General features: G+C 52.7%; 19 protein-coding genes and 3 tRNA genes. 10 read left to right on the forward strand and 12 right to left on the reverse strand.

From position 1 onward, the window contains the following. Positions 1-190: 190 nt before the first annotated feature. Together WCT94_RS00565 and syd are read right to left on the reverse strand one after the other, a co-directional pair. Positions 191-1,867 carry an amidohydrolase gene (locus WCT94_RS00565; protein WP_336867650.1) on the reverse strand — a complete coding sequence of 559 codons (1,677 nt, stop codon included), beginning with the start codon at positions 1,865-1,867 and terminating at the stop codon, positions 191-193. A gap of 841 nt (positions 1,868-2,708) precedes the next feature. Further along, the gene (syd, locus tag WCT94_RS00570) at positions 2,709-3,257 is read right to left on the reverse strand and encodes a SecY-interacting protein (RefSeq protein ID WP_336867235.1); all 549 of its coding nucleotides are present in this window, start codon (positions 3,255-3,257) and stop codon (positions 2,709-2,711) included. A gap of 70 nt (positions 3,258-3,327) precedes the next feature. On the opposite strand from syd, the gene queF reads away from it, so the two are divergent. The 3 genes from queF to xni all read left to right on the forward strand — a co-directional run bounded on the left by queF (position 3,328) and on the right by xni (position 6,750). After that, positions 3,328-4,176 carry an NADPH-dependent 7-cyano-7-deazaguanine reductase QueF gene (gene queF, locus WCT94_RS00575; RefSeq protein ID WP_336867238.1) on the forward strand — a complete coding sequence of 283 codons (849 nt, stop codon included), beginning with the start codon at positions 3,328-3,330 and terminating at the stop codon, positions 4,174-4,176. Between the two features lie 317 nt (positions 4,177-4,493). Next, positions 4,494-5,858, forward strand: coding sequence for a nucleotide 5'-monophosphate nucleosidase PpnN (gene ppnN, locus WCT94_RS00580; RefSeq protein WP_336867241.1), 1,365 nt, complete (start codon positions 4,494-4,496; stop codon positions 5,856-5,858). 79 nt (positions 5,859-5,937) lie between these two features. Then, positions 5,938-6,750, forward strand: a complete 813-nt coding sequence (gene xni / locus WCT94_RS00585) for a flap endonuclease Xni (protein WP_336867244.1) — start codon at positions 5,938-5,940, stop codon at positions 6,748-6,750. A gap of 56 nt (positions 6,751-6,806) precedes the next feature. Here the strand turns inward: xni and rlmM are convergent, their stop codons facing one another. From rlmM to WCT94_RS00605, 4 genes are all read right to left on the reverse strand, one after another. Continuing rightward, the gene (gene rlmM, locus WCT94_RS00590) at positions 6,807-7,907 is read right to left on the reverse strand and encodes a 23S rRNA (cytidine(2498)-2'-O)-methyltransferase RlmM (RefSeq protein ID WP_336867247.1); all 1,101 of its coding nucleotides are present in this window, start codon (positions 7,905-7,907) and stop codon (positions 6,807-6,809) included. Continuing rightward, on the reverse strand, positions 7,900-8,295 hold the full coding sequence (locus tag WCT94_RS00595) for a DUF423 domain-containing protein (RefSeq protein WP_336867250.1): 396 nt from the start codon (positions 8,293-8,295) through the stop codon (positions 7,900-7,902). Before WCT94_RS00595 ends, rlmM begins: the two co-directional genes overlap by 8 nt. Before the next feature lie 104 nt (positions 8,296-8,399). Beyond that, positions 8,400-9,323 carry a transcriptional regulator GcvA gene (locus WCT94_RS00600; protein ID WP_180742166.1) on the reverse strand — a complete coding sequence of 308 codons (924 nt, stop codon included), beginning with the start codon at positions 9,321-9,323 and terminating at the stop codon, positions 8,400-8,402. Positions 9,324-9,860: 537 nt separating this feature from the next. Next, positions 9,861-10,082, reverse strand: coding sequence for a YgdI/YgdR family lipoprotein (locus WCT94_RS00605; protein ID WP_005975888.1), 222 nt, complete (start codon positions 10,080-10,082; stop codon positions 9,861-9,863). 183 nt (positions 10,083-10,265) lie between these two features. On the opposite strand from WCT94_RS00605, the gene csdA reads away from it, so the two are divergent. Both csdA and csdE read left to right on the forward strand, forming a co-directional pair. Next, positions 10,266-11,471 (forward strand): cysteine desulfurase CsdA, encoded by a 1,206-nt coding sequence (csdA, locus tag WCT94_RS00610; RefSeq protein ID WP_336867254.1) that lies wholly within the window; start codon positions 10,266-10,268, stop codon positions 11,469-11,471. Positions 11,472-11,474: 3 nt separating this feature from the next. Further along, entirely contained in the window at positions 11,475-11,930 is a 456-nt protein-coding gene (csdE, locus tag WCT94_RS00615; RefSeq protein WP_336867255.1) for a cysteine desulfurase sulfur acceptor subunit CsdE, read from the forward strand. A gap of 36 nt (positions 11,931-11,966) precedes the next feature. On the opposite strand, the gene tcdA is transcribed toward csdE, so the two are convergent. From tcdA to mltA, 3 genes are all read right to left on the reverse strand, one after another. Beyond that, a complete protein-coding gene (tcdA, locus tag WCT94_RS00620; RefSeq protein ID WP_336867256.1) occupies positions 11,967-12,779 on the reverse strand; it encodes a tRNA cyclic N6-threonylcarbamoyladenosine(37) synthase TcdA in 813 nt (270 codons plus the stop codon). Between the two features lie 67 nt (positions 12,780-12,846). Then, positions 12,847-15,105 (reverse strand): molybdopterin-dependent oxidoreductase, encoded by a 2,259-nt coding sequence (locus tag WCT94_RS00625; protein WP_336867257.1) that lies wholly within the window; start codon positions 15,103-15,105, stop codon positions 12,847-12,849. An 18-nt stretch (positions 15,106-15,123) separates the two neighbouring features. Next, complete coding sequence (gene mltA / locus WCT94_RS00630) at positions 15,124-16,260, reverse strand: murein transglycosylase A (RefSeq protein WP_336867259.1); 1,137 nt, start codon at positions 16,258-16,260, stop codon at positions 15,124-15,126. 271 nt (positions 16,261-16,531) lie between these two features. Between mltA and WCT94_RS00635 the strand changes: the two genes are divergently transcribed. The 3 genes from WCT94_RS00635 (at position 16,532) to WCT94_RS00645 (ending at position 16,884) form a co-directional block, all read left to right on the forward strand. Then, a tRNA-Met gene (locus WCT94_RS00635) sits at positions 16,532-16,608 on the forward strand. Between the two features lie 67 nt (positions 16,609-16,675). Then, positions 16,676-16,752, forward strand: a tRNA-Met gene (locus tag WCT94_RS00640). A 55-nt stretch (positions 16,753-16,807) separates the two neighbouring features. Continuing rightward, positions 16,808-16,884 (forward strand) — tRNA-Met (locus tag WCT94_RS00645). Positions 16,885-17,030: 146 nt separating this feature from the next. Here the strand turns inward: WCT94_RS00645 and amiC are convergent. Continuing rightward, complete coding sequence (gene amiC, locus WCT94_RS00650) at positions 17,031-18,275, reverse strand: N-acetylmuramoyl-L-alanine amidase AmiC (RefSeq protein WP_336867261.1); 1,245 nt, start codon at positions 18,273-18,275, stop codon at positions 17,031-17,033. A 258-nt stretch (positions 18,276-18,533) separates the two neighbouring features. Here amiC and argA point away from each other — a divergent pair, with 258 nt between their 5' ends. Continuing rightward, complete coding sequence (gene argA / locus WCT94_RS00655; RefSeq protein WP_336867263.1) at positions 18,534-19,877, forward strand: amino-acid N-acetyltransferase; 1,344 nt, start codon at positions 18,534-18,536, stop codon at positions 19,875-19,877. A 63-nt stretch (positions 19,878-19,940) separates the two neighbouring features. Here the strand turns inward: argA and WCT94_RS00660 are convergent, their stop codons facing one another. Both WCT94_RS00660 and WCT94_RS00665 read right to left on the reverse strand, forming a co-directional pair. Continuing rightward, positions 19,941-21,137 (reverse strand): L-talarate/galactarate dehydratase, encoded by a 1,197-nt coding sequence (locus tag WCT94_RS00660; RefSeq protein ID WP_336867265.1) that lies wholly within the window; start codon positions 21,135-21,137, stop codon positions 19,941-19,943. 31 nt (positions 21,138-21,168) lie between these two features. Next, positions 21,169-21,408, reverse strand: coding sequence for a hypothetical protein (locus WCT94_RS00665; RefSeq protein WP_336867268.1), 240 nt, complete (start codon positions 21,406-21,408; stop codon positions 21,169-21,171). A 56-nt stretch (positions 21,409-21,464) separates the two neighbouring features. Here WCT94_RS00665 and WCT94_RS00670 point away from each other — a divergent pair, with 56 nt between their 5' ends. After that, positions 21,465-22,487 carry a LacI family DNA-binding transcriptional regulator gene (locus WCT94_RS00670; RefSeq protein WP_336867271.1) on the forward strand — a complete coding sequence of 341 codons (1,023 nt, stop codon included), beginning with the start codon at positions 21,465-21,467 and terminating at the stop codon, positions 22,485-22,487. The last annotated feature ends 34 nt before the right edge of the window (positions 22,488-22,521 follow it).

Below are 22,521 nucleotides of genomic sequence, written 5' to 3' on the forward strand. Positions count from 1 at the left end.
ATATTTCGGGTTACAGAGGTGTTGATATGATTGCCCGGCCCATCCATAGGCTTCGCGCTATTAGGGGCGGCAGCCGCTCTACTCGGCAGAGCGGCCACGTCCCCGATCGCTGACGCTTGTCAGCTTCCAGAGGGTATTCATTCGGTTGCTGGCTTTCCGTGCGACCAAATTATATTGGAGAGGAAGTAGGTTAGTACACTTTTTCCCCTTTGAAATAGGTTGCCAACACCTTGGTATCTTTCAATTTTTCCAGATCCACATTGCCAATATCAGTATCTACAATAATAAAGTCGGCGCTTTTCCCTTTCTCAAGACTGCCAGTGATATCACTGATACCAAGCTGTTTCGCCCCATTAATCGTGTAAGCCCGCAAGCTTTGATCTAACGTCATTGCCGCTTCGGTTGGAGGAAGGTAGCCAGCATGTGGCTGACCGCGTTTGATGGCATGATACATTTGGCTGAACGGGTTCACGGCATCAAAGGTGTTGGCGGGGTAATCAGAACCGAAGGTTATCGCGACGCCCTCACGTGCCGCTTGCCCAAGCAGGTATTGATGATTGTAGGCATCCTGACCAATTTTGGTTTTGGTCTCATCTTTCTCATTTACCACCGTCCAGTTTGGTGTCGTTTGCAGGAATAGATTGTCCTTCATGGCGGCAAATTTCTGCACACCCCGCGGTTCAAACACTTGATTATGGGCAATCACACGGGCCAAATGCGGGTTAATTTTTTTGTTAGCCTCAAAGGCGTCTAAAATCGACTGCTGCGCTTTATCGCCTATTGCGTGTACATGCACAGAGAAACCCGCTTTCAACGCCGCAGCAACATTGTCGTTAATCTGTTTCTGGCTTAAAAATGGCTCGACGACATTCCCATTGGGATAAGGTAGAAACATCGCACCTGAATCCATTTCAATCGTGCCATCCATGAATAATTTATACAAATTCATCGACAAATTGCCCTGATGGTATTTTTCACGCAGGGCTTTCAGGCTGGCAATATTTTGTTCAGTCGATTTGGCCGCATCATAAAAATAGCCGCGCTGATAATAAACTTTCAGTTTCCCCTGTTCGTTTAAGCGGGCAATGGCAGCCACTGTCGTGCTAAAGGTATCGCCAACATCAGTAATCGCCGTAAACCCCAGCGAGTGATAGGTCTGCAAAATCGGTTGAAGTTTCTCGGCAACGTTTTCTACCGCGTTAAATTGCTGCGCATCGACAACATTGTGCATCGCACTTTCGTGCATAAAGCCAGTAGGGCTACCTTTGCTGTCGCGCTCAAAGTAGTGTTTACCGGGAATAGGGTCAGGCGTATTCGCCGCGACGTGAGCGACGTTCAACGCAGCGCTATTCGCCCATCCCGCATGCATACCGCTGTCATACACGACGATAGGAACACGCTTGGACACCGAGTCTAGATCCGCAGCAGTCGGCAACGCGCCCTGCGGCAGGCCAAGCGAGGCAACATTAAATCCCTGCGCCAACAAATAGTTAGCATTTGGATGCGCGGCTAAATAATCTTTTAATTGGCTAAGAATCTGTGGCAAGGTTGCCGCACCGTCAACATACACAAAATCCCCCGCCTCCATCACCGCAACCGTTGCAGGATGAGCGTGACTTTCAATAAAGCCAGGCAGTATGGTTTTTCCTGCTAAATCAACCTGCTTACTAGCCGTTGCTTTAAATGGCTTCGCGCCGTCATTTCCACCGACGTAAACAATTTTTCCTTGATCCACCACCAGCACGGATGCCGCAGGCTGCAGCTCATTAGCAGTATAAATCCGTGCATTTTCATAGACGGTGTACGCAAAAGCGTGGCTGGTAAACAGGCCAAGTGCGACTGACAGCATTTTTACATTGAATTTCATCACTGCGTTTTCCTTTGCTAAATAGTCCGATAAATTACCAAAAATCCAATTTAGTAAACTTTCAGACTATTTGCAAACACCTGTCGCAAGTTCAGCATCAGCATTCAACGGCTGCTCAGATATAACGTTTTAAGCATTTTTCTGCGTAATAATGTGGCACAACATCAATGCGTTAAGAAGGAAGGAGCTTGTGCTAGAGGCAAAAAAGTGGGGGTACTGATTGCTCAGTACCCCCGGTTCGTTTTATAGCTATCCCGCTACACATTTGCATCCCTGCTCATCCGTGAAAACTTTTCCTTTTTGGTCATCCTGACCCACAATCCTTGCTGGCGTCCTACTTTCTTCCTGACGTTTCCATCCTGTATCTTCCGTGATTAAATCCCTTTAGGCTCCTGCCCCACCGATATTCCTAATCGGCTCTCGGTCTCCTTCCTGGAGGTGTCCCTGATTTCATCCTGAAACCGTGTTTCTTCCTGAAAATTGCGCTTCTTCCTGAAACCCGTGTTTCTTCCTAAAACAATGTTTATCCCTAAAACAATGTTTCATCCTGAAAACTACCCGAGTGCAGTAACGCTATTTTGTTACCGATAGTCACCATTACACACACTGTAACCGGTTACTAACTTAAGTAATAAGATGTATTAATTGTCAGCTTTCAGCAAGGGGTAAGTGACAATGTTTCTCAACGCCCCTTAAGTAATACGCTGATTTTTTATTGCAATTGGCTAATTAATAATGAAAAAATAAAAATGAAACATATTTTCAACATTAAAGATAAGACATTTCTTACAGCAAATGTAAGAGATCTCTCACAAAGCCGAAAGTGAAATTCGATTAACCATTAGACCGCTAACGGGTTAAGGCCAGAAAGAAACGCAGCCAGCGTCGGCGCTAAGATCTGACGCTTTTTCGTGCCGAATTCTTCCAGGATGATCTCACCGGAAATATTACATAACGACACCATTGTCATCTCTGAATCGGTCGTCGCTAAAAACAGCGTCGGCGTCAGCTTAAGGCGTTTCTGCGTTAACAAATGGCCAATCAGATTCTCCTGCATACGGGTGAAATCCTCCTCACTCCATACCTGCAACAGCTGACAAGAGAGCGAATCAAACTGCGCCGCCATATCTCCGGCATACTGCGCGGTGTAAAAAGCATGAACATCAGGATGCAGGCTGATGTCCAGCGCACGTTCCACGCCGTCCAATGCGGCTGAAGGAGCAAAAGGCTGTGGCGACCAGTAAACCGTATCCTCATGATTTTCGATAATGCATGGGGAAGGTATGCCGTAAAGGGCCTCACTGGCGGGCAAATGCCCCTTCTCCTGCTGCCAGCAATCAACATAGCGCTGGGTAAACGCCGCCAGTGCCGAAACAACCTCATGCTCCATAATTTTTCTCATCACTCTTTTAGTCAGGTTACACTATTCGCCATCACGTTTATCACATCAAGGTAACAGCATGTCCGTTTATGACAAGCATCAGGCCCTGAGTGGGCTGACTCTGGGCAAACCCACCCCCTATCACGACCGCTATGATGCCGCACTTCTGCAACCGGTGCCACGTAGCCTGAACCGCGATCCACTCGGCATTTATCCTGACAGCCTGCCTTTTCATGGCGCAGATATCTGGACGCTCTACGAGCTTTCCTGGCTAAACAACCGCGGCGTGCCTCAGGTGGCCGTCGGTGAAATGCATCTCAATGCGGAAAGCCTGAATCTGATTGAGTCAAAAAGTTTCAAGCTGTACCTGAACAGCTTTAATCAGACGACATTCGACAGTTGGGAAAGCGTACGCGCAACGTTAGCCAAGGATCTGGCGCACTGCGCTCAGGGAGACGTCAGCATCACGCTTTTCAAACTCAGCGAGCTTGAAGGCCAGCCGATAGCAGGATTCACAGGCGAATGCATCGACGATCAAGACATTCAGATCGACAGCTACGACTTCAACGCAGACTATCTGGCGACAAACGAACAGGACGCGCCTGTCGTTGAGGAAACACTGGTCAGCCACCTGCTGAAATCCAACTGTTTAATCACCCATCAGCCCGACTGGGGCTCTGTACAGATCCACTATCGCGGCAAACGCATTAACCGTGAAGCGCTGCTGCGCTACATTGTCTCGTTTCGTCATCATAACGAATTTCATGAACAGTGTGTGGAACGAATTTTTAACGACATCATGCGCTACTATCAGCCGGAAAAACTCAGCGTTTATGCCCGCTATACCCGACGCGGCGGGCTGGACATCAACCCGTGGCGCAGTAACTATCCGTTTAACGCACCAACTGGACGCCTGCCGCGCCAGTAACCGACCGATAAGTCGCAGGCCCGCGCGATAATATGCGTAGCGTCACGCAAATGGGTTCTAAGACTGCCGCCAACATTGGAAAAAATGATGGCAGCACGTTAAGGTGGTGTGCCAGACAACAAAAGATCCATAACGTCTGAACGGTGCTCAAGTAGGTTTCATTTAGGCTCGCGGTATTTAACGTATGACGTTCCGCCTCGCGCCTTAAATGGATGACATTCGTGCCATGTTGCTGAAGCGTCGAGCGTGTAGCAACGGAACGTGCTCTCGGCAGCCAGCATGGCATCGCGAATTATATTGCGTTTCAAGGAGCAAAATTGATTACACATATCAGCCCATTGGGATCGATGGATTTGTTATCGCAGTTGGAAGTGGACATGCTGAAAAGCACAGCCAGCAGCGATCTCTACCGTTTGTTTCGCAACTGTTCCCTCGCCGTACTGAATTCCGGTAGCCAGACCGATAACAGCAAAGAGCTGCTGTCTCGCTATGAAGATTTTGATATCAACGTGCTGCGCCGTGAGCGCGGCGTCAAACTGGAACTGGTAAACCCGCCGGAAGACGCTTTCGTTGACGGCAACATCATTCGAGCCTTGCAGGCTAACCTATTCGCCGTATTACGCGACATTCTTTTCGTCAACGGCCAAATCGCCAGCGCGGGTCGCTATCAGAACCTGAATCTGGAAAATTCCGCCCATATCACCAATCTGGTGTTCTCTATCCTGCGTAATGCCAAGGCGCTCCACGTCGGGGAAGAGCCGAACATGGTAGTTTGCTGGGGCGGCCATTCGATTAATGAAATCGAATACCAGTATGCCCGCAAGGTGGGCAGCCAGCTCGGCCTGCGTGAACTGAATATCTGTACGGGCTGCGGCCCGGGTGCCATGGAAGCGCCAATGAAAGGTGCCGCCGTCGGCCACGCACAGCAGCGCTATAAAGAAGGGCGTTTCATCGGTATGACCGAGCCGTCAATCATTGCGGCCGAACCGCCAAATCCGCTGGTCAATGAACTGATCATCATGCCGGACATCGAAAAGCGTCTGGAAGCGTTTGTCCGTATCGGACACGGCATCATCATTTTCCCCGGCGGGGTCGGAACGGCGGAAGAGTTCCTCTATCTGCTAGGCATCATGATGAACCCGGAAAACAGCGAACAGGTGTTGCCAATTATCCTGACCGGGCCGGAAGAAAGCGCAGACTATTTCCGCGTACTGGACGAATTCATCGTTGGCACGCTGGGACGTCAGGCGCGCCGTTACTACTCAATCATCATTAATGACGCCGCGGAAGTCGCTCGTCAGATGAAGAAAGCCATGCCGTTGGTGAAAGAGAGCCGTCGCCATACTGGCGATGCGTACAGCTTTAACTGGTCACTACGCATTGCGCCCGATCTGCAACTGCCCTTCGAGCCGACACATGAAAACATGGCCGATCTCAACCTGCACCCGAACCAGCCGGCTGAAGAACTGGCTGCCGCACTGCGCCGGGCCTTCTCCGGCATTGTTGCGGGTAATGTGAAGGAAGTTGGCATTCAGGCGATTGAGCAACGTGGACCGTACAAAATTCATGGCGATCCGCAGATGATGAAAAACATGGATACCCTGTTACAGGGCTTTGTGGCACAGCAGCGCATGAAGCTGCCCGGCAGCGCCTATATCCCCTGCTACGAAATCTGCTCCTAACGGTTCACCGATCGCACTAACGCGGGGAAGCCTCGCTTCCCCCCTCTTTATCACGGATAGCACTATCAGGGATTACGCGATGCCCGTCCATTTGCTGATTGTCGACGCGCTCAATCTGATACGTCGCATTCATGCGGTACAAGGTTCGCCCTGTATCACAGCATGCCAACATGCACTGCATCAGCTCATACAAAACAGCCAGCCTACACACGCTGTTGCAGTGTTTGATCATGAAGAATTTGATGATGAAGGTCGCGTCACCAGTTGGCGCCACCAACTCTTGCCTGACTACAAGGCAGGACGCACGCCAATGCCGGACACTCTGAAACAGGAACTCCCGCAGATTAAAGCGGCGTTTGCCGCCGTTGGCGTAGCAAGCTGGCATAGTCCCGGCAATGAGGCCGACGATCTGGCGGCGACGCTAGCCACCAAGCTGTCATCAGCGGGTCATCAGGCAATCGGTCACCAAACAACGATTGTGTCGACCGATAAAGGATACTGCCAGCTATTAGCGCCACATATTCAGATCAGGGACTACTTCCAAAAACGCTGGTTGGATCTGCCGTTTGTTGAACAGGAGTTTGGTGTGTCACCGCAGCAGCTTACGGACTATTGGGGGCTTGCGGGCATTAGCAGCAGCAAAATACCGGGCGTCGCGGGCATCGGCCCTAAAAGCGCCGCACAACTTTTGCAACAGGCAGGGAGTCTGGAAGTGCTCTATCAACAATTAGATGCCGTGCCAGAAAAGTGGCGTAAGAAGCTGGAACAGCATAAAGACATGGCGCTAGTCAGCCGTCAGATTGCCACACTGCGTACCGATTTAACGCTCAATGGCAATCTGCAACAGTTGAGGCTGCCGGTGCAGAGTGTCGCTCAGTCAGATCCTCACTAGCGACATCGATTAATACGGAAGCGTATCCGTTACCCCAGATACGCGTCCGCGTGCTGTTATCGCTCGTCGCGACGGCCAGGCACTGCGCTCCAGAAACGACGAACGTGTACCGTGATTTCCTCGCGGTCATGGTACAAATGCTTGGCATGCACTTCGGCATTGATGCCATTTTCACTCAGGCGTTCTCGCAGCACCGCCAGATTATGCGACACCTCTTCATAACGCTTCTTCATCGGCAGTTTCAGGTTGAAAATAGCCTCGCGACACCAGCCCTTGATCAGCCAATCACTCATCAGGCTAGTAACTTTCGCCGGCTTCTCCACCATGTCGCACACCAGCCAGTACACGTTATTACGCGGCGGTTCAAAGCGGAAGCCGTCCGCCTGATGGTGCATCACCTGCCCGGTTTCCATCAGGCTTGGCGCCATGGGTCCATTGTCTACCGCATAAACCATCATGCTGCGTTTAACCAGTTGGTAAGTCCAACCGCCGGGGCACGCGCCTAAATCCACCGCGTACATTCCGCTGCCCAAGCGTTCATCCCACTCATCCGCAGGAATAAAGACGTGAAACGCTTCTTCCAGCTTCAATGTCGAACGGCTTGGCGCATCAGAAGGGAATTTAAGCCGTGGGATACCCATGTAAAACGGCGAGTTATTATTGCTATAGGAGTAACCGACATAGCAGCAGCCTGGAGCAATGAACAGCACATGCAGCACCGGACGATCCGCTTTTTCATAACCCAATAAAATTTTATGTTCGCGCAACGCCGCACGCAACGGCACGGTGAATTTGCGGCAGAACTTCATCAGTTCTTTGCTTTCGTTGGTGTCAGGAACTTCAACCCGCAGTTCTCCTGCGCGTTCAATGGCTCCCGACAACATGCCGACAATTGGCGTGATGCGATCTTCCGGCGGCAGATCGCGCAGCAATTCACCGCTCACGAACATCTGACGGGCAAAAATCAGCTCATGGAACGGCAGCGTTTTCACCAGACGTTCGGCATCCTCGTGCTGGTAGCATTCAAACACCACGTAGCCGCTGTTTTCTTTTACCCGCGCGAAGCCGAACGCATTATGCTGCGTGGCTTTTTCCGTTATTTCCGCCGCACACTCTTTCTCAAACCCAGGGCGGCAATACAAAATGACTTTATTCATGGCGTTCAGCCTTTCTCTTCAGACGCAGTGCGCCAATCAATAATAATATCCATCCCACCAAAAAACAGGTTCCGCCAATCGGCGTCACATAAACCCACAGTTTCAGGTGAGAAAGCGCCAGACAGTACAAACTTCCGCTGAAGAGTACTGTTCCCAACGCCAGAAAAACGCTGCTCCAGTAAAACCACAGATTGGTTCGCTGTTGCATCGCAACCGCCAGCGCCAGAATCGCTAGCGTATGAAATGCCTGATATTCAAGGCCGGTTTTCAACCAGCCCAGTTCTGTTACACCCAGCGTCTTGCTAAGAACATGGGAACCAAACGCGCCCAGCGCGACAAAAGTGAAGCCGCTGATAGCAGCAAACACCAGCATGAAACGACTATTCATCGTAGTTACCTATAATCGTTGTTATCTATCATCGTAGCTATCAGCATAAGTTATCTACGTGAGTTATTCGGTCACTCAACCTTCGACTGCCAGCTGACACGGCTTTAGCGCGTGCCGTTGTCATAGCGGAAACGAAATTTTTCCTGCTCGCTGGCTGCCCGCGCCAGAATCCAATGGCGAAAGGCGGCTATTTTACCCAGTTCTGCCTGACTGTCATGACATACCAGATAAAAAGCGTTCCGGCTGACCAGCACATCGTTAAACGGACATACCAAACGCCCGGCTTCGATTTCCGTTTGTGCCATTACATTATTCGCCAGCGCCACGCCCTGCCCGTGAATGGCCGCCTGCAATACCATCGCGCTGTGGCTGAAAATCGGCCCCTGCTGCACGTTGATCTGCACCCCAAGCTGGCGCGTATAGGACAGCCAGTCACGACGCGACGCATCGTGCAGCAGCGTATGTGCAACCAGATCGTCCGGCGTTTTTAACGGATGATTCCCCGTCAGCAATGCTGGCGAGCAAACCGGCAAGAGATACTCAGCGTACAGCTTTTCTACCCGTAGTCCCGGCCAGTTCCCCCGGCCGTAGAAAATCGCGACATCCACGTCATCCGCCAGACGATCTTCATCGCGATCCACCGCCTGAATACGAACATCAATCCCCGGATAGTCGGAGTTAAAGCTCGACAGACGCGGTACCAGCCAATGAATGGCAAAGCTGGGCAGCAGGCTAACCGTCAACGCACCTTTGGCGCTGCGGGATTGCAGCTTACGGGTTGCGTCATTCAAAGATGAGAAGATCTCTTTGATATCAAGATAGTAACTTTGCCCCTCTTCCGTCAGCAGCAGGGAACGATTACGACGGCGGAATAATTTAAGCCCCAGAAAATCTTCCAGTGACTTAATCTGGTGACTGACGGCAGCCTGCGTAACAAACAGTTCTTCTGCCGCTTTGGTAAAACTTAAATGGCGAGCCGCCGCATCAAAAACGCGTAATGCGTTGAGCGGAGGGAGACGTTTTGACATGAATGAAATCTTTTGGTTTACGCTAAATCAGCGATTGATCAGGTACATTCGTACCCATTAAATCTTAAGATGCAGAAAGGCAACAACGGGAAAGATCGCCTGCCAATTAGCTGGCTAAGCGATTAATACCAGTGGCAACAGCCAGATTCTCTGCAACGAAAAGATGACGGGTACATATATTAGTTTTTGTAATCCGAGACATTATAATTTGTCCGTTGAGGATGTACCAGCAAATACCTATATTAGCGCAACTTCCTGGGCCGGAACGAAAAGTGCGGATGGGTGACCTGAGGTGCTTTTGGCTTGTGGTTGTGATGTTGTGTTTGCTATTTGTTTGTCTGCCTTTTGCAGATGTGGTAGCGAGTCTACCCTATTCACTTCCTGTACATTTACCCTGTCTGTCCAAAGTGATTTTTTGTGTAGCACCGCAAATTGCGGTGCTTTTTTTTGCTTACGTTTCACACCTGAAATGCCATGTCACACCTATCTGAGTCTGACAAGGCTTAACGGGCAACGTGTAAGGGTAAGCAAACAGCACTACTTCCCTTTCGCCATTTCTTTCACATTATCACGATTAATTTGCTGCTGCTGACCGTAGGCATCGGTATAGCTGATCATACCCGTCTCATCATCAACCTTCGGTTTCCCCTCAGCAACAATGGTACGACCGTCATTGGTATGCATGACGTAATTACTGGAACAGGCTGCCAGAGAAAACGCCATCACGATAGCGGCAAAAATAGAAATTTTATTCTTCATAGTTAACCCTCAATGAATTTAAATGTTTTCTAGTTAACCTTATTCATCAGGAAATCCTGAAAATTAACACTTTAAAGCGTAGCAATAGTTGCTTTTTTTTCCATAAAATCGCATTAGGCATAGTCCTAAACTTGTCTCTCTCGACAAAATGGGACAGGATCTGCCCTCCAAAAGAGGATGCTCATGACACCGTTTAACCCCGCCACCTTTCGCCAACAGTTCCCCGCACTCCAGCATTCAACGGTCTATCTTGATAGCGCCGCGACTGCGCTGAAGCCGCAGCCCGTTATTGATGCGGTGCAGGCGTTCTATGGCAGCGAGAGTGGTACGGTGCATCGCAGCCAGCATCGCGGCGCGCAGGCGTTAACCCAGCGTTTTGAGGGCGCTCGTGAGCAAGTTGCCGCGTTGCTCCACGCAGACGATCCGCGTTCCATTGTCTGGACCAGAGGCACGACGGAAGCGATCAATCTGGTCGCGCAGAGCTATGCGCGCCCTCGCCTTCAACCGGGCGACGAGATCGTCGTGAGCGAAGCGGAACATCACGCTAACCTCATTCCGTGGCTGATGGTGGCGCAGCAAACGGGCGCGAATATCGTGAAGTTACCGATAGGCGCGGACTGGTTACCGGATATCGAACAGCTCGCCACGCTGATCACGCCAAAAACCCGCCTGCTGGCGCTGGGGCAAATGTCAAATGTGACGGGTGGCCAGCCCGCTCTGGCACGCGCAATTGCACTGGCTCACCGCTACGGCGCGGTGGTGATGGTTGACGGCGCACAGGGCATCGTTCACTGTCCGCCGGATGTACAGGCGCTGGATATCGATTTCTACGCATTTTCTGGGCACAAGCTTTATGCCCCAACCGGAATCGGCGTGCTGTACGGTAAAACCGCCCTGCTGGAAAGCATGATGCCGTGGCAAGGCGGCGGGAAGATGATGACACAGGTGTCCTTTGACGGCTTTAAACCGCAGGCGATTCCACAACGATTTGAGGCGGGAACCCCCCACATTGCCGGCGTGCTTGGCCTGTCTGCGGCACTAGACTGGCTGACCACGCTGGACTGGCACGCCGCAGAACAGCACAGCCAGAGTTTGGCACAGCTCGCCGAAACCCATCTGGCGCAGTTCCCCGGCTTTCGCAGCTTCCGTAGCCCACACTCCAGCGTGCTATCCTTTGATATTGCCGACGTGCACCACAGCGATCTGGTGACACTATTAGCCGAAAGCGGCATCGCACTGCGTGCCGGACATCACTGTGCGCAGCCGCTCATGGACGCGCTCGGTGTCAGCGGCACGCTCCGCGCCTCATTTGCTCCGTACAATAACCAACAGGATGTTGCCGCGCTGATCGCCGCGGTAGGCAACGCCCTTGAATTACTGATCGACTAAACCATGAACGAGACAACTGACACCACACATCCTTTCGGCCACACCATCACCGTCGCCGAGCTACTGGCGCGCTTCGATACCTGTCGCGCATGGGAAGATCGCTATCGGCAGCTCATTTTGTTGGCAAAAGTGCTGCCAGCCCTGCCAGATGCACTAAAAACCGAGGATATCTCATTATCCGGCTGTGAAAATCGCGTCTGGCTGGATTATCAACGTCAGGAAGATGGCAGCCTGCATTTTTACGGTGACAGCGACGGACGCATCGTGCGGGGATTGCTGGCGGTATTGCTCACCGCCGTTGAGGGAAAAACGCCAAATACGCTATTACAGCACGATCCGCTGGCGCTCTTTGACATGCTGGGGTTACGCGCTCAGCTCAGCGCTTCACGTTCAAGCGGGCTGGCTGCGCTGGCCGCCAGAATCCGAGACATTGCGGAACAAGAAGCAGCGGATAAGTAGCGACATTCGCGCGACTTCTGTACCGCAGGCTTTCTGTTACGTCGCAGACGCTCTTTCCATTTTAGCCATCATCTTCTTCAGCGCATGGGATACCGCAACAAATCCGAAGGTTGCGGTGACCATCGTCGCGGCGCCAAAGCCTGACGCGCAATCCATACGCATTACGCCATCTGCCGTGCTGCGGGACGCACAAACGGAACCGTCAGGCTGCGGATAAACCAGCGGCTCGCTGGAAAACACACAGTCGATCCCCAGCTTTCCTTTGCTGTTCTTCACCACGTTAAAATCGTGCTTTAACCGCTCGCGCAGCTTGGCCGCCAGCGGATCCTGAATCGTTTTCGCCAGATCGACCACTTCAATCCGAGTCGGATCGATCTGCCCACCTGCACCGCCGGTTGTCACCACCGGGATCTTATAGCGGCGACAGTAAGAGAGCAGCGCCGCCTTCGGGCGCACGCTGTCGATGGCGTCAATCACATAGCTAAAGTTTTGATTGAGCAGTTCGGCCACGTTTTCCGCACTAATGAAATCATCCACGCAGGTGACGCGACACTCTGGGTTGATCGCCAGAATACGTTCGGCCATGACTTCCGTCTTCGACTGCCCGGTGTGCTGACGCAGCGCGTGGATCTGCCGGTTGGTATTACTGACACACACATCATCCATATCAATCAGCGTAATCGCGCCGATGCCGGTACGCGCCAGCGCCTCAGCCGCCCAGGAACCGACGCCACCAATGCCAATCACGCAAACGTGAGCCTGGGAAAACAGCGCCAGCGCCTGTTGACCATATAACCGCGCGGTGCCGCCGAAACGTTGCAAATAGGCTTCGGATAATTGCGTACTCATTCAACCAACCTTACGAAAACAAAATCACAGAAGAATAAAACAGCGAAAAAAGCGGCTCAGGATAGCGCTAAACCCGCACGACATCCACCAGACAGCTCATGGCATTCGGCCCCTGTGTCAGCGGCGACGTGCCGATATCCAGCGTCAGTACATTCGCATTGCCAGACTGTTCAACCGGATGCCACGTTTTCTGACCAAATCCCGGCTCGAACCAGGCACCGGTGGACATGATCACCACGCCCGGCGTGACGCCGTCGGTAATCTGCACGCCAGCCAAAATACGACCACGCGCATTTCTGACTTCCACCTGCGAACGGTCAGTGATATCGCGCGCAGCAGCATCCTGTGGATGCATGTAAAGCGTCTCTTTTCCTGCAGTCTTATTCGCAGCAACCTGCGGCGTCGCGGCCAGTTGGCTGTGCAAACGATCGGACGGCTGAATGGAAATAAAGTGCAGCGGCCATTCTTCCGTGCTTTTGGCTCCTAGCCATTCAACGGGAGGCTGCCACTCCGGGTGCGGTGCAAAATCGGCATAGCCATAGCTGGCAATCGCGGAGCTAAACAGTTCAATTTTACCGCTGGGCGTACTGAGCGCATGCTGCTGCGGATCGCAGCGGAAATCCTCAAAGAACACAAATGGCTTTTCATCCATCGGGATTTCTACATGTCCCTGCTGCCAGAAATCCTCAAATGACGGCCAGCTGTCGGCAACGTCTCGCTGCCTTGAACGGCACTCGTCATAAAGGTGTTCTAACCACTGTCGCTCACTGCGATTTTGCGTGAACGTGTCGCCATAACCCAAACGTTCCGCCAGCTCGCTGAAGATATCCACGTCATTACGCGCCTGATGCTGCGGCGCAATCGCCTGATGCATGGCAAAAATAAAGCGATCGCGGGACGAACCGCCGATGTCATTACGTTCCAGCGTGGTGGTAACAGGCAGCACGATGTCAGCCATCTGCGCCGCTGGCGTCCAGACGATATCCTGCACAATCACCGTATCCGGTTTGCGCCAGCCGTCCACCAGACGGTTCAACTGCTGATGATGATGGAACGGGTTGCCGCCCGCCCAGTGAATCAGATGAATATCGGGATAAGTATGGGTTTCGCCCTGAAAGGTATAAGGCGTGCCGGGATGCAAGAGCATATCGGCGATGCGCGCCACAGGGATCGCCCGTCCCGCATTCGGGGTGGACGGCGAAGCCGGCGCAGGCGTTGAAATACGCTCGTTGCCCACGCTGTTCATCGAACCGTGGCCAAAGGAGAACCCCCCGCCCGGTAAGCCCACTTGTCCCAGCATTGACGAAAGCGCAATCATCATCCAGTACGGCTGCTCGCCGCGATGCGCGCGCTGCACGGAGTAAGAACAGGTAATAAAGCTGCGCACGCCAATTAGCTGCTGCGCCAGACGCCGGATACGCTCGGCAGGAATGCCCGTGATGTCGCTGGCCCATTCGGGCGTTTTCACCACGCCATCGCCGCGGCCGTGCAAATAGTCGCTCAGTTGCTCGTAGCCAACACAGTAGCGTTGCAGGAAATCTTTATCGTCAGCGCCTAAACGCTGGATCTCATAGCCTAATGCCAGCATCAGAGCGACATCGGTATTCGGGCGAATAGGAATCCACTCGGCGTTCACAAATTCAGGGCAGTCATCACGCATCGGGCTGATGTTAATGACCGGAATCCCTTTCGCGACTAACGTTTCCAGCGCAGGCTTAAGCGTATGATGCCCGGCCCCGCCGGATGCCACCTGTGCGTTTTTCAGCGCCAGACCGCCAAACGCGAGGAAAATATCACAGTGTTCGGCGACGCTGCGCCATTCCGTCACCTTGCCCGTCAGTGGATGAAAAGTACCAATCACATACGGCAAGAAGAACTGCGCCGCGCCCCAGCTGTAATTCCCCTGCTGATCGACCGCACCGCCGCCGGAGAAATAGAACCGTCGCACCTGAGAACGTGCATGGTGATAGCGCCCGGCAGACGACCAGCCGTAGGAACCGGCAAACATGCCGTCTGCGCCGTAGCGATCGCGAATACGGCGATTCTCCTGAGCGACCAGATCGAGCGCCACATCCCAATCAACTTCAACAAAATCTTCCCGACCACGTAGCGTTCTGTCGCTGTTTTCGCGTTTCTGAAGCCAGGAGCGACGCACCGAAGGCCGACGGATGCGCCGATCGGAATACACCAGCGGCACGATGGAATCGAGCATAGGGGAAGGAGCGGGATCGCCCGCAAAGGGCTCACATCGAATCAACCTGCCATCTTCCACCACAGCGGTAAACGCGCCCCAATGCGCAAGATGCGGATAACGTTTAATCGCCATGACAACCTCAGAGAAGAATCAATTTTGTTGATAATTAACCAGCAGCGAAGAACCCGATCCATTCGCCGTACTGCTTTGTGCGTTCTTCAACACCCAGACCCGACCATAGTGGTTATAGAACCCCGCCGAGTGCCCCGCATCCGGCCCAATGCCCTGATACATATCGAAGTGCTGGCCTTTAATCGCGCCACCGACATCCAGTGCAATCATCAGGCGCATTTCATACTTGCCGGTGAATTTACCAACGTTATCCAGCAACGGCACTTCCATTAACAGAGCCGTACCTGCCGGAATCAGTGAACGGTCAGAGGCGACGGAGGCTTTCGCCACCAGCGGCACGGCGCTTGCGCCTTTGACGGGCGCAGACATCATTGGCTTGAAGAACACAAAAGAAGGATTCTGCTCAAACAGCTTGCGTACTTCATACTCGGAATGCTGCTCCGCCCATTTGCGGATGGCCTGCATAGACATCTCTTCACGCGGGACTTCACCACGGTCGATCAACACCTTACCAATACTGCGGTAGGCATGGCCGTTTTTGCCAGCATAGCCGAAGAACGTCAGCGGGCGCCCATCGCCAAAATCAATATAGGCGCTGCCCTGCACTTCCATCATGAAGTTATCAACCAACGAGTTGGTCCAGGCGAGAACCAGCCGATCATCCAGTGCGCCTGAATAAATGCCGGCACGATCCGGCAAACGACGGTTATTTTTCCCCTTTGACGGCATGGCATATAAAGGATGGCGGAATTCCCCCTGACGGGTATGGCGCGCCTGCAATACCGGCGTGTAATAACCGGTGAACTGCACGTTACCAAAGTTATCAACGCCTTCCATCTGCCAGGCGTTCAGACCAAACTTGCTCAGTTCGCGAGTGTCCGCCCCGGACATCATCCAGTTTTCAATTGCCTGAAAGGTTGTATTATTGCGCGTATACAAATTAGGTGACGCCGACCGGATTTCAGAAACCTGTGTCATGAAATCCCGCGCGTTGACCGGTTTTCCTTTGGCATTGGGCTCATTCACCAATTCCAGAGGCTGGTTGAGGTGACCATCTTTATATTGCTGCCCGCGATCGGTTGGCCTGGATTGACACCCTGCCAGAATGGCAATGACCACTGCGGTCAGCACATATTTTCCCCACCGTCCCTTCATCTTTGCGCTCGCTTTTTACATCAAAAAATTTACCGTCGAACGATAACAAACGGCTATCGAGAAAGGAATGGGACAGCACATAAATCCACGGATCGCGCGTATGCCGTTCGGCACGCGGCACAGTAAAAGGTGGGGTTTCCTCCCATCGCCACATTACGGTCACAAAACAACCTACAAGGCGGTAAATCAATCACCTGACAACCAAATACCGCGCTTTTTATAGAAATAGGTTGCATCAATGCTCATGGAGAGTATAGTGCGCATCCACGGACGCGGGGTGGAGCAGCCTGGTAGCTCGTCGGGCTCATAACCCGAAGGTCGTCGGTTCAAATCCGGCCCCCGCAACCAATTGATGTGAGTCGTCCATCAAGAAAAGTGAAAGTAAAGATAGTCAGTAGTAAAAAGTTAGCACGGACGCGGGGTGGAGCAGCCTGGTAGCTCGTCGGGCTCATAACCCGAAGGTCGTCGGTTCGAATCCGGCCCCCGCAACCAACTGATGTGAGTCTTCCATCAAGGGAAGTAAAAGTAGTAAAGAAAGTCATACGGACGCGGGGTGGAGCAGCCTGGTAGCTCGTCGGGCTCATAACCCGAAGGTCGTCGGTTCGAATCCGGCCCCCGCAACCAATTAAGACTATTTTCAATTACGTTCTGTTCGATTAAGAACGCAGCGATAAAGCACCTTAACAGGTGCTTTTTTGTTTTCTGCGCGACCTACTTCTTCTGAACCGCGCCGGTTAGGCGCGGTCATCGTATGATATCAGCAACATCAACTACTGCTGAGCCTGACTGGCAAAGTAAGCTTTAATGCCTGCAAAAATGGATTCGGCAATTTGCTGCTGGAAATGGCTGGTGCGCAGCTTGCGCTCTTCCTCCAGATTACTGATAAATGCCGTCTCAACCAGAATAGACGGAATATCCGGCGCTTTCAGTACCGCAAATCCAGCCTGATCGACGCTGTTTTTATGCAGGCGATTCACTTTGCCCAACCGACTCAGGATCTCTTTACCAAACTTCAGACTGTCGCTGATAGTGACGGTCTGCACCAGATCGAACATGGTGTGATCCAGATAGCGATCGCCGCTCATGCTCACGCCGCCAATCAAATCCGATTCGTTCTGAGTTTCTGCCAGAAATCTGGCGGCGGTACTGGTTGCCCCTTTCTTCGAGAGTGCAAAAACCGACGAGCCTCTTGCCGATCGATTGGTAAACGCATCCGCATGAATCGAAATGAACAGATCGGCACGCTGCTTGCGTGCTTTCGCCACCCGCACGCGCAGCGGAATGAACACATCTTCATTGCGCGTCATATACGCCTTCATGTTGGATTCATTATCGATCAGCTTGCGCAAGCGGCGGGCAATTTGCAGCACGATGTCTTTCTCGCGCGTTTTATTCTTGCCAATCGCACCGGGATCTTCACCGCCGTGGCCGGGGTCGAGCATAATAATCAGCGGACGATCCCGCCCTGCCTTCCCGACTTTCGGCGCTTCTGCTGGCAGCGTACGCTCCAGATCGCCCTTGTTGTAATCCTCCAACAGCGCCAGCAGCGGATCGTCTTCGTTGTCATAGCGCCCTGCGGCAGGGTACAAATCCAGCACCAGCCGATGCTTGAATTCAGCCACCGGCCCCAGCGTAAAGACTTTGGTCGTCGCCTGCTGTTTGAGTTCCAGCACCAAACGCACTGTGCTTTTATCAAACTGGCCGATGCGCGCCTCTTTAATCAGCGGATCGTTATCCTGCTGAAACTGGCTGGCTATTTCCTTCAATACGCTGTTCAGGTGAACATTTTCAATATCCACCACGATGCGTTCAGGGTTACTGAGACTAAACTGTTTATATTTCAGCGAGTGATTAGATTCCAGCGTGACGCGGGTATAGGCGGAGGATGGCCAGACGCGCACGGCAACGACCTGTGTGGTCGCCGCTATCCCCACACCGCTTACGCTTAACAGCCAGGTTGCTGCTGCGCTTTGTAATAGACGCCGTCGAGTCAGATGATGATTCGAATGAGACATGCCGCTCCGATCTGATTGCTGTGCGTTATCCTGAATTTTTGTTTGCTACTGCATGGGATAAGCGATCAAAAAATGAATAAAGGTAAAAATTGTCAAAAACTTTAACGAATCTGCCCGGTGCTGTCATGCAAAAATCATCTACAGGCCTTATAACAGGCGGATATCATAAATTTGAAGCATTAACCTCGCTTTTCTGGTTAATACTTCCTCTTGCGTTTTACGCTATAAAGAATAAAAATACATAAATTACGAATAAAAATGCAAAGAGGGCTCGCAGTGAAGGAACGTAGTACAGAACTGGTTCAGGGCTTCCGCCATTCAGTTCCCTATATCAATGCCCACCGTGGCAAAACGTTTGTCATCATGTTAGGCGGCGAAGCCATTGAGCATGCCAACTTCTCTAGCATCGTAAATGATATCGGGCTGCTGCACAGTCTGGGGATCAAGCTGGTGGTCGTTTATGGCGCTCGCCCCCAGATCGATGCCAACCTGACAACGCACCACTACGAGCCCCACTACCATAAAAACACCCGCATCACCGACAGCACCACGCTGGAATTGGTTAAGCAGGCAGCGGGGATGTTGCAGTTGGACATCACGGCCCGACTGTCGATGAGCCTGAACAACACGCCGCTGCAAGGCGCTCACATTAACGTCGTCAGCGGTAATTTTATTATCGCGCAGCCGCTTGGCGTGGATGACGGCGTGGACTACTGCCACAGCGGCCGCATTCGCCGTATTGATGAAGAAGCGGTTCACCGCCAGCTGAATAGCGGTGCGATTGTCCTGCTCGGCCCGGTTGCGGTTTCAGTCACGGGTGAAAGTTTCAATTTAACCTCGGAAGAGGTCGCAACCCAGCTCGCTATTAAGCTGAAAGCAGAGAAGATGATTGGCTTCTGCTCGTCTCAGGGCGTGACCAATGAAGAAGGCAGCATCATTTCCGAGCTGTTCCCGGATGACGCACAGCAGCGTATTGATGCGTTGGAACAGGCTGGCGATTACCATTCTGGTACCGTCAGATTCCTGCGCGGCGCAGTCAAGGCCTGCCGTAGCGGCGTACGCCGCAGCCATCTGATCAGCTATCAGGATGACGGTGCACTGCTGCAGGAGCTGTTCTCACGTGACGGAATCGGTACGCAGATCGTGATGGAGAGCGCCGAGCAGGTTCGCCGTGCGACCATCAATGACATCGGCGGCATTCTGGAGCTAATCCGCCCGCTGGAAGAGCAAGGCATTCTGGTAAGACGCTCGCGCGAGCAGTTGGAAATGGAGATCGACAAATTCACCGTCGTGGTACGCGATAACCTGACCATCGCCTGCGCTGCGCTTTATCCGTTCCCGGAAGAAAGCATCGGCGAAATGGCCTGCGTTGCGGTTCACCCGGATTACCGCAGTTCATCGCGCGGCGATATGCTGTTGATGCGCATTGCCGCTCAGGCACGTCAGCAGGGCCTGCAAAAGCTGTTCGTGCTGACGACGCACAGCATCCACTGGTTCCAGGAACGCGGCTTTTTACCCGCCGAAGTGGAAATGCTGCCGAAGAAAAAACAGGCGCTGTACAACTACCAGCGTCGCTCGAAGATTCTGGTGCTGGATCTCTGAGCTATTCCACTCGATAACGCTTCTCGTGGCCGACCGTAAAATCGGCCACGATCGTTTATCAACTTATGGCTGCTTACCAAATTCACAGCTCAGCGTTGTCCACTTCCTTGCCTGCTCACTCAGCGTAAATCCCAACCCCAGACGATCGGATACCCACATCCGCCCATCGCGCAATTCTAGCTGCTCGTTGAAGAGCGGATTTAGCCATTCAAAGTGTTCCAGCCAGGGCTCAATCGGATAGGCCGCAGCCAGATGCAAATGCACTTCCATCGCAAAGTGCGGCGCCAGCTTACGCCCGTGCTTCGCAGCCAAATCCATAATTTTCAGGAAAGGCGAAATCCCGCCCACGTGCGGCGCATCCGGCTGCACGAAATCACTAGCGTTACCGAGGATCAGCTGTTCGTGCTCGCGGAAGCTGGTCAACATCTCACCGGTCGCAATCGGTGTATCCAGCGCCGCCGTCAGCGCCGCATGACCTTCCACATCGTAGGCATCCAGCGGCTCTTCAATCCAAATCAGGTTAAAGGCTTCCATTTTTCTCCCCATCCGAATCGCCGTTTCGCGATCCCACTGCTGATTGGCATCCACCATCAGCGGGAAATCGTCTCCCAGCGCTTCGCGCACCGCCGTGAGGCGACGGATATCCTCCGCCGTATTCGGCTGCCCGACTTTCAGTTTTATCCCACCGATACCGCTTTCACGGGAGATGACGACATTTTTTAATACCTGATCCAATGGTGTATGCAGGAAGCCGCCGGAGGTGTTGTAGCACCGCACGGAATCACGGTGTGAGCCCAACAGCTTAGAGAGAGGCAGACCTGCGCGTTTGGCTTTCATATCCCACAGCGCGATGTCGAGGGGAGAAATCGCCTGTACCGCCATTCCACTGCGGCCAACCGATGCCCCAGCCCACAGCAGCTTGGTGTAGATCTTATCGATATCATTCGGATCTTCGCCCAACAGGTTATCCGCAATCTCTTTCGCGTGCGCATAGATGCCCTGTCCGCCCGCCCGCTTGGAGTAGCTGAACCCCACGCCTTCAAACCCATCACGACTGCGAATTTCCGCAAAAATAATCGCCACTTCGGTCAGCGGCTTCTGCCTTCCGGTCAGCACTTTCGCATCGCTAACCGGCGTGGCCAGCGGCAAAAATGCCAGAGAAAGTTTTACCCATTCGATTCGATCGCCCGACTCGGCAGCCGTTCTGACGTTCGTGACTTTTGCATAGCTCACCGCCGCTGAATTTGCACTGATGGTCATGTCTCACCCCATAAAATGATTGCGCTAACATTCATAAACAGAAAAGACGATAGCGATAAATGAAGAAAAAACATGCAATACAGATCACACAATAATCATTATCACGATAAAATCGTTCATTAATCGCCATCATTAATGATTGCGCAATCACCATAAAAAGTAAGAGGATATAACGGGAATACGGCATAGCTAGCTCTGGTGCCAACCCGCAAAAACGGGGCAATTCGGCAGGTTGCCAGATACGCGGGCGGCTGGAAAACCGATATGCCATCAACGATAATCCGACGACATGTGAATGTGCGCGTAGCCTCAGAAGGGAACCCGTGATTGAAACGCGATAAGAACGCCAGCAGTCCCCCACCGCGCGTACCCACGCTTGAAGATGTCGCGCGTGCCGCAGGCATTTCGCCCATGACGGTCAGCCGTGCGTTGAACAACCCGAAGATTGTTCGTGCAGAAACCGTGAACAAGGTGATGGAAGCCGTCCGTGCTACGGGTTACATCCCCAATATGCTAGCGGGCGGGCTCGCGTCTCGGCGCAGCAAGCTAATTGCCGTCGTCGTACCGCAGATCAATAACAACATGTTCGTTGATACCGTTCAGGCGATAAGCGATGAACTGGCCGCACGCGGTTACCACATGCTGCTGTGCGTCGCCGGCGATACCAATGAATCCGAGGCGGAGATTGTCGCCACCCTGCTTTCTCGTCGCCCGGATGGCATCGTCCTCACCGGTATTCACCACACGCCCGAACTCAAACGTCTTTTGCTTAACGCCACGATCCCCGTTGTTGAGATCTGGGATCTCACGCCAACGCCGCTTGATATGCTGGTTGGTTTTTCCCATGAAAGCATCGGGAACGCCATCGGGCATTATTTGCTGGATAAAGGACATTCACGCTTCGGCCTTGTCTGGACTGAAGATGCACGTGCCGGGTTGCGTAAGAAAGGGATTTACGACGTCATACAAAAGCAGCCGAATGGTTATATACGTGAGGCCATCGCCCCGTGGCCTGCCACGCTGGCGATAGGGCGACAAGGGCTGAGCGATCTGCTCGCCGATGGCGAAGATTTTGATGCCATTATTTGCAGTTCCGATACCCTGGCACAGGGCGTGATGATCGAAGCCGCAGCCAGAGGATTAGCGGTGCCGAAGAAACTGGCAGTGATGGGATTTGGCGATCTCGATTTCGCCGCTCACAGCATACCGAGCATTACCACCGTCAGGATCGATCGCTGGAAAATTGGCACCGATGCAGCAGCAATGCTGGCAGAAAAGATTGAGGGGAAAAGCGTGTCCTCCCCCATCGTGGATATTGGTTTTTCACTGATTGAGCGCGAATCTGCCTGACGTTAATATCTCATCAAAACAGTTCACTATAAGC

Origin of the sequence: Pectobacterium sp. 1950-15, from assembly GCF_037136835.1 — a bacterium.
Classification (GTDB): domain Bacteria; phylum Pseudomonadota; class Gammaproteobacteria; order Enterobacterales; family Enterobacteriaceae; genus Pectobacterium.

Coding starts and splice junctions, on each gene's coding strand:
- tcdA (WP_336867256.1), bottom strand. CDS start 12,779: ATGAGTACGCAATTATCCGAAGCCTATTTGCAACGTTTCGGCGGCACC.
- WCT94_RS00665 (WP_336867268.1), bottom strand. CDS start 21,408: ATGGCATATCGGTTTTCCAGCCGCCCGCGTATCTGGCAACCTGCCGAA.
- WCT94_RS00600 (WP_180742166.1), bottom strand. CDS start 9,323: ATGTCAAAACGTCTCCCTCCGCTCAACGCATTACGCGTTTTTGATGCG.
- queF (WP_336867238.1), top strand. CDS start 3,328: ATGTCCGTTTATGACAAGCATCAGGCCCTGAGTGGGCTGACTCTGGGC.
- syd (WP_336867235.1), bottom strand. CDS start 3,257: ATGGAGCATGAGGTTGTTTCGGCACTGGCGGCGTTTACCCAGCGCTAT.
- WCT94_RS00660 (WP_336867265.1), bottom strand. CDS start 21,137: ATGACCATCAGTGCAAATTCAGCGGCGGTGAGCTATGCAAAAGTCACG.
- amiC (WP_336867261.1), bottom strand. CDS start 18,275: ATGTCTCATTCGAATCATCATCTGACTCGACGGCGTCTATTACAAAGC.
- mltA (WP_336867259.1), bottom strand. CDS start 16,260: ATGAAGGGACGGTGGGGAAAATATGTGCTGACCGCAGTGGTCATTGCC.
- WCT94_RS00595 (WP_336867250.1), bottom strand. CDS start 8,295: ATGAATAGTCGTTTCATGCTGGTGTTTGCTGCTATCAGCGGCTTCACT.
- csdA (WP_336867254.1), top strand. CDS start 10,266: ATGACACCGTTTAACCCCGCCACCTTTCGCCAACAGTTCCCCGCACTC.
- WCT94_RS00625 (WP_336867257.1), bottom strand. CDS start 15,105: ATGGCGATTAAACGTTATCCGCATCTTGCGCATTGGGGCGCGTTTACC.
- rlmM (WP_336867247.1), bottom strand. CDS start 7,907: ATGAATAAAGTCATTTTGTATTGCCGCCCTGGGTTTGAGAAAGAGTGT.
- csdE (WP_336867255.1), top strand. CDS start 11,475: ATGAACGAGACAACTGACACCACACATCCTTTCGGCCACACCATCACC.
- xni (WP_336867244.1), top strand. CDS start 5,938: ATGCCCGTCCATTTGCTGATTGTCGACGCGCTCAATCTGATACGTCGC.
- argA (WP_336867263.1), top strand. CDS start 18,534: ATGCAAAGAGGGCTCGCAGTGAAGGAACGTAGTACAGAACTGGTTCAG.
- WCT94_RS00605 (WP_005975888.1), bottom strand. CDS start 10,082: ATGAAGAATAAAATTTCTATTTTTGCCGCTATCGTGATGGCGTTTTCT.
- WCT94_RS00565 (WP_336867650.1), bottom strand. CDS start 1,867: ATGAAATTCAATGTAAAAATGCTGTCAGTCGCACTTGGCCTGTTTACC.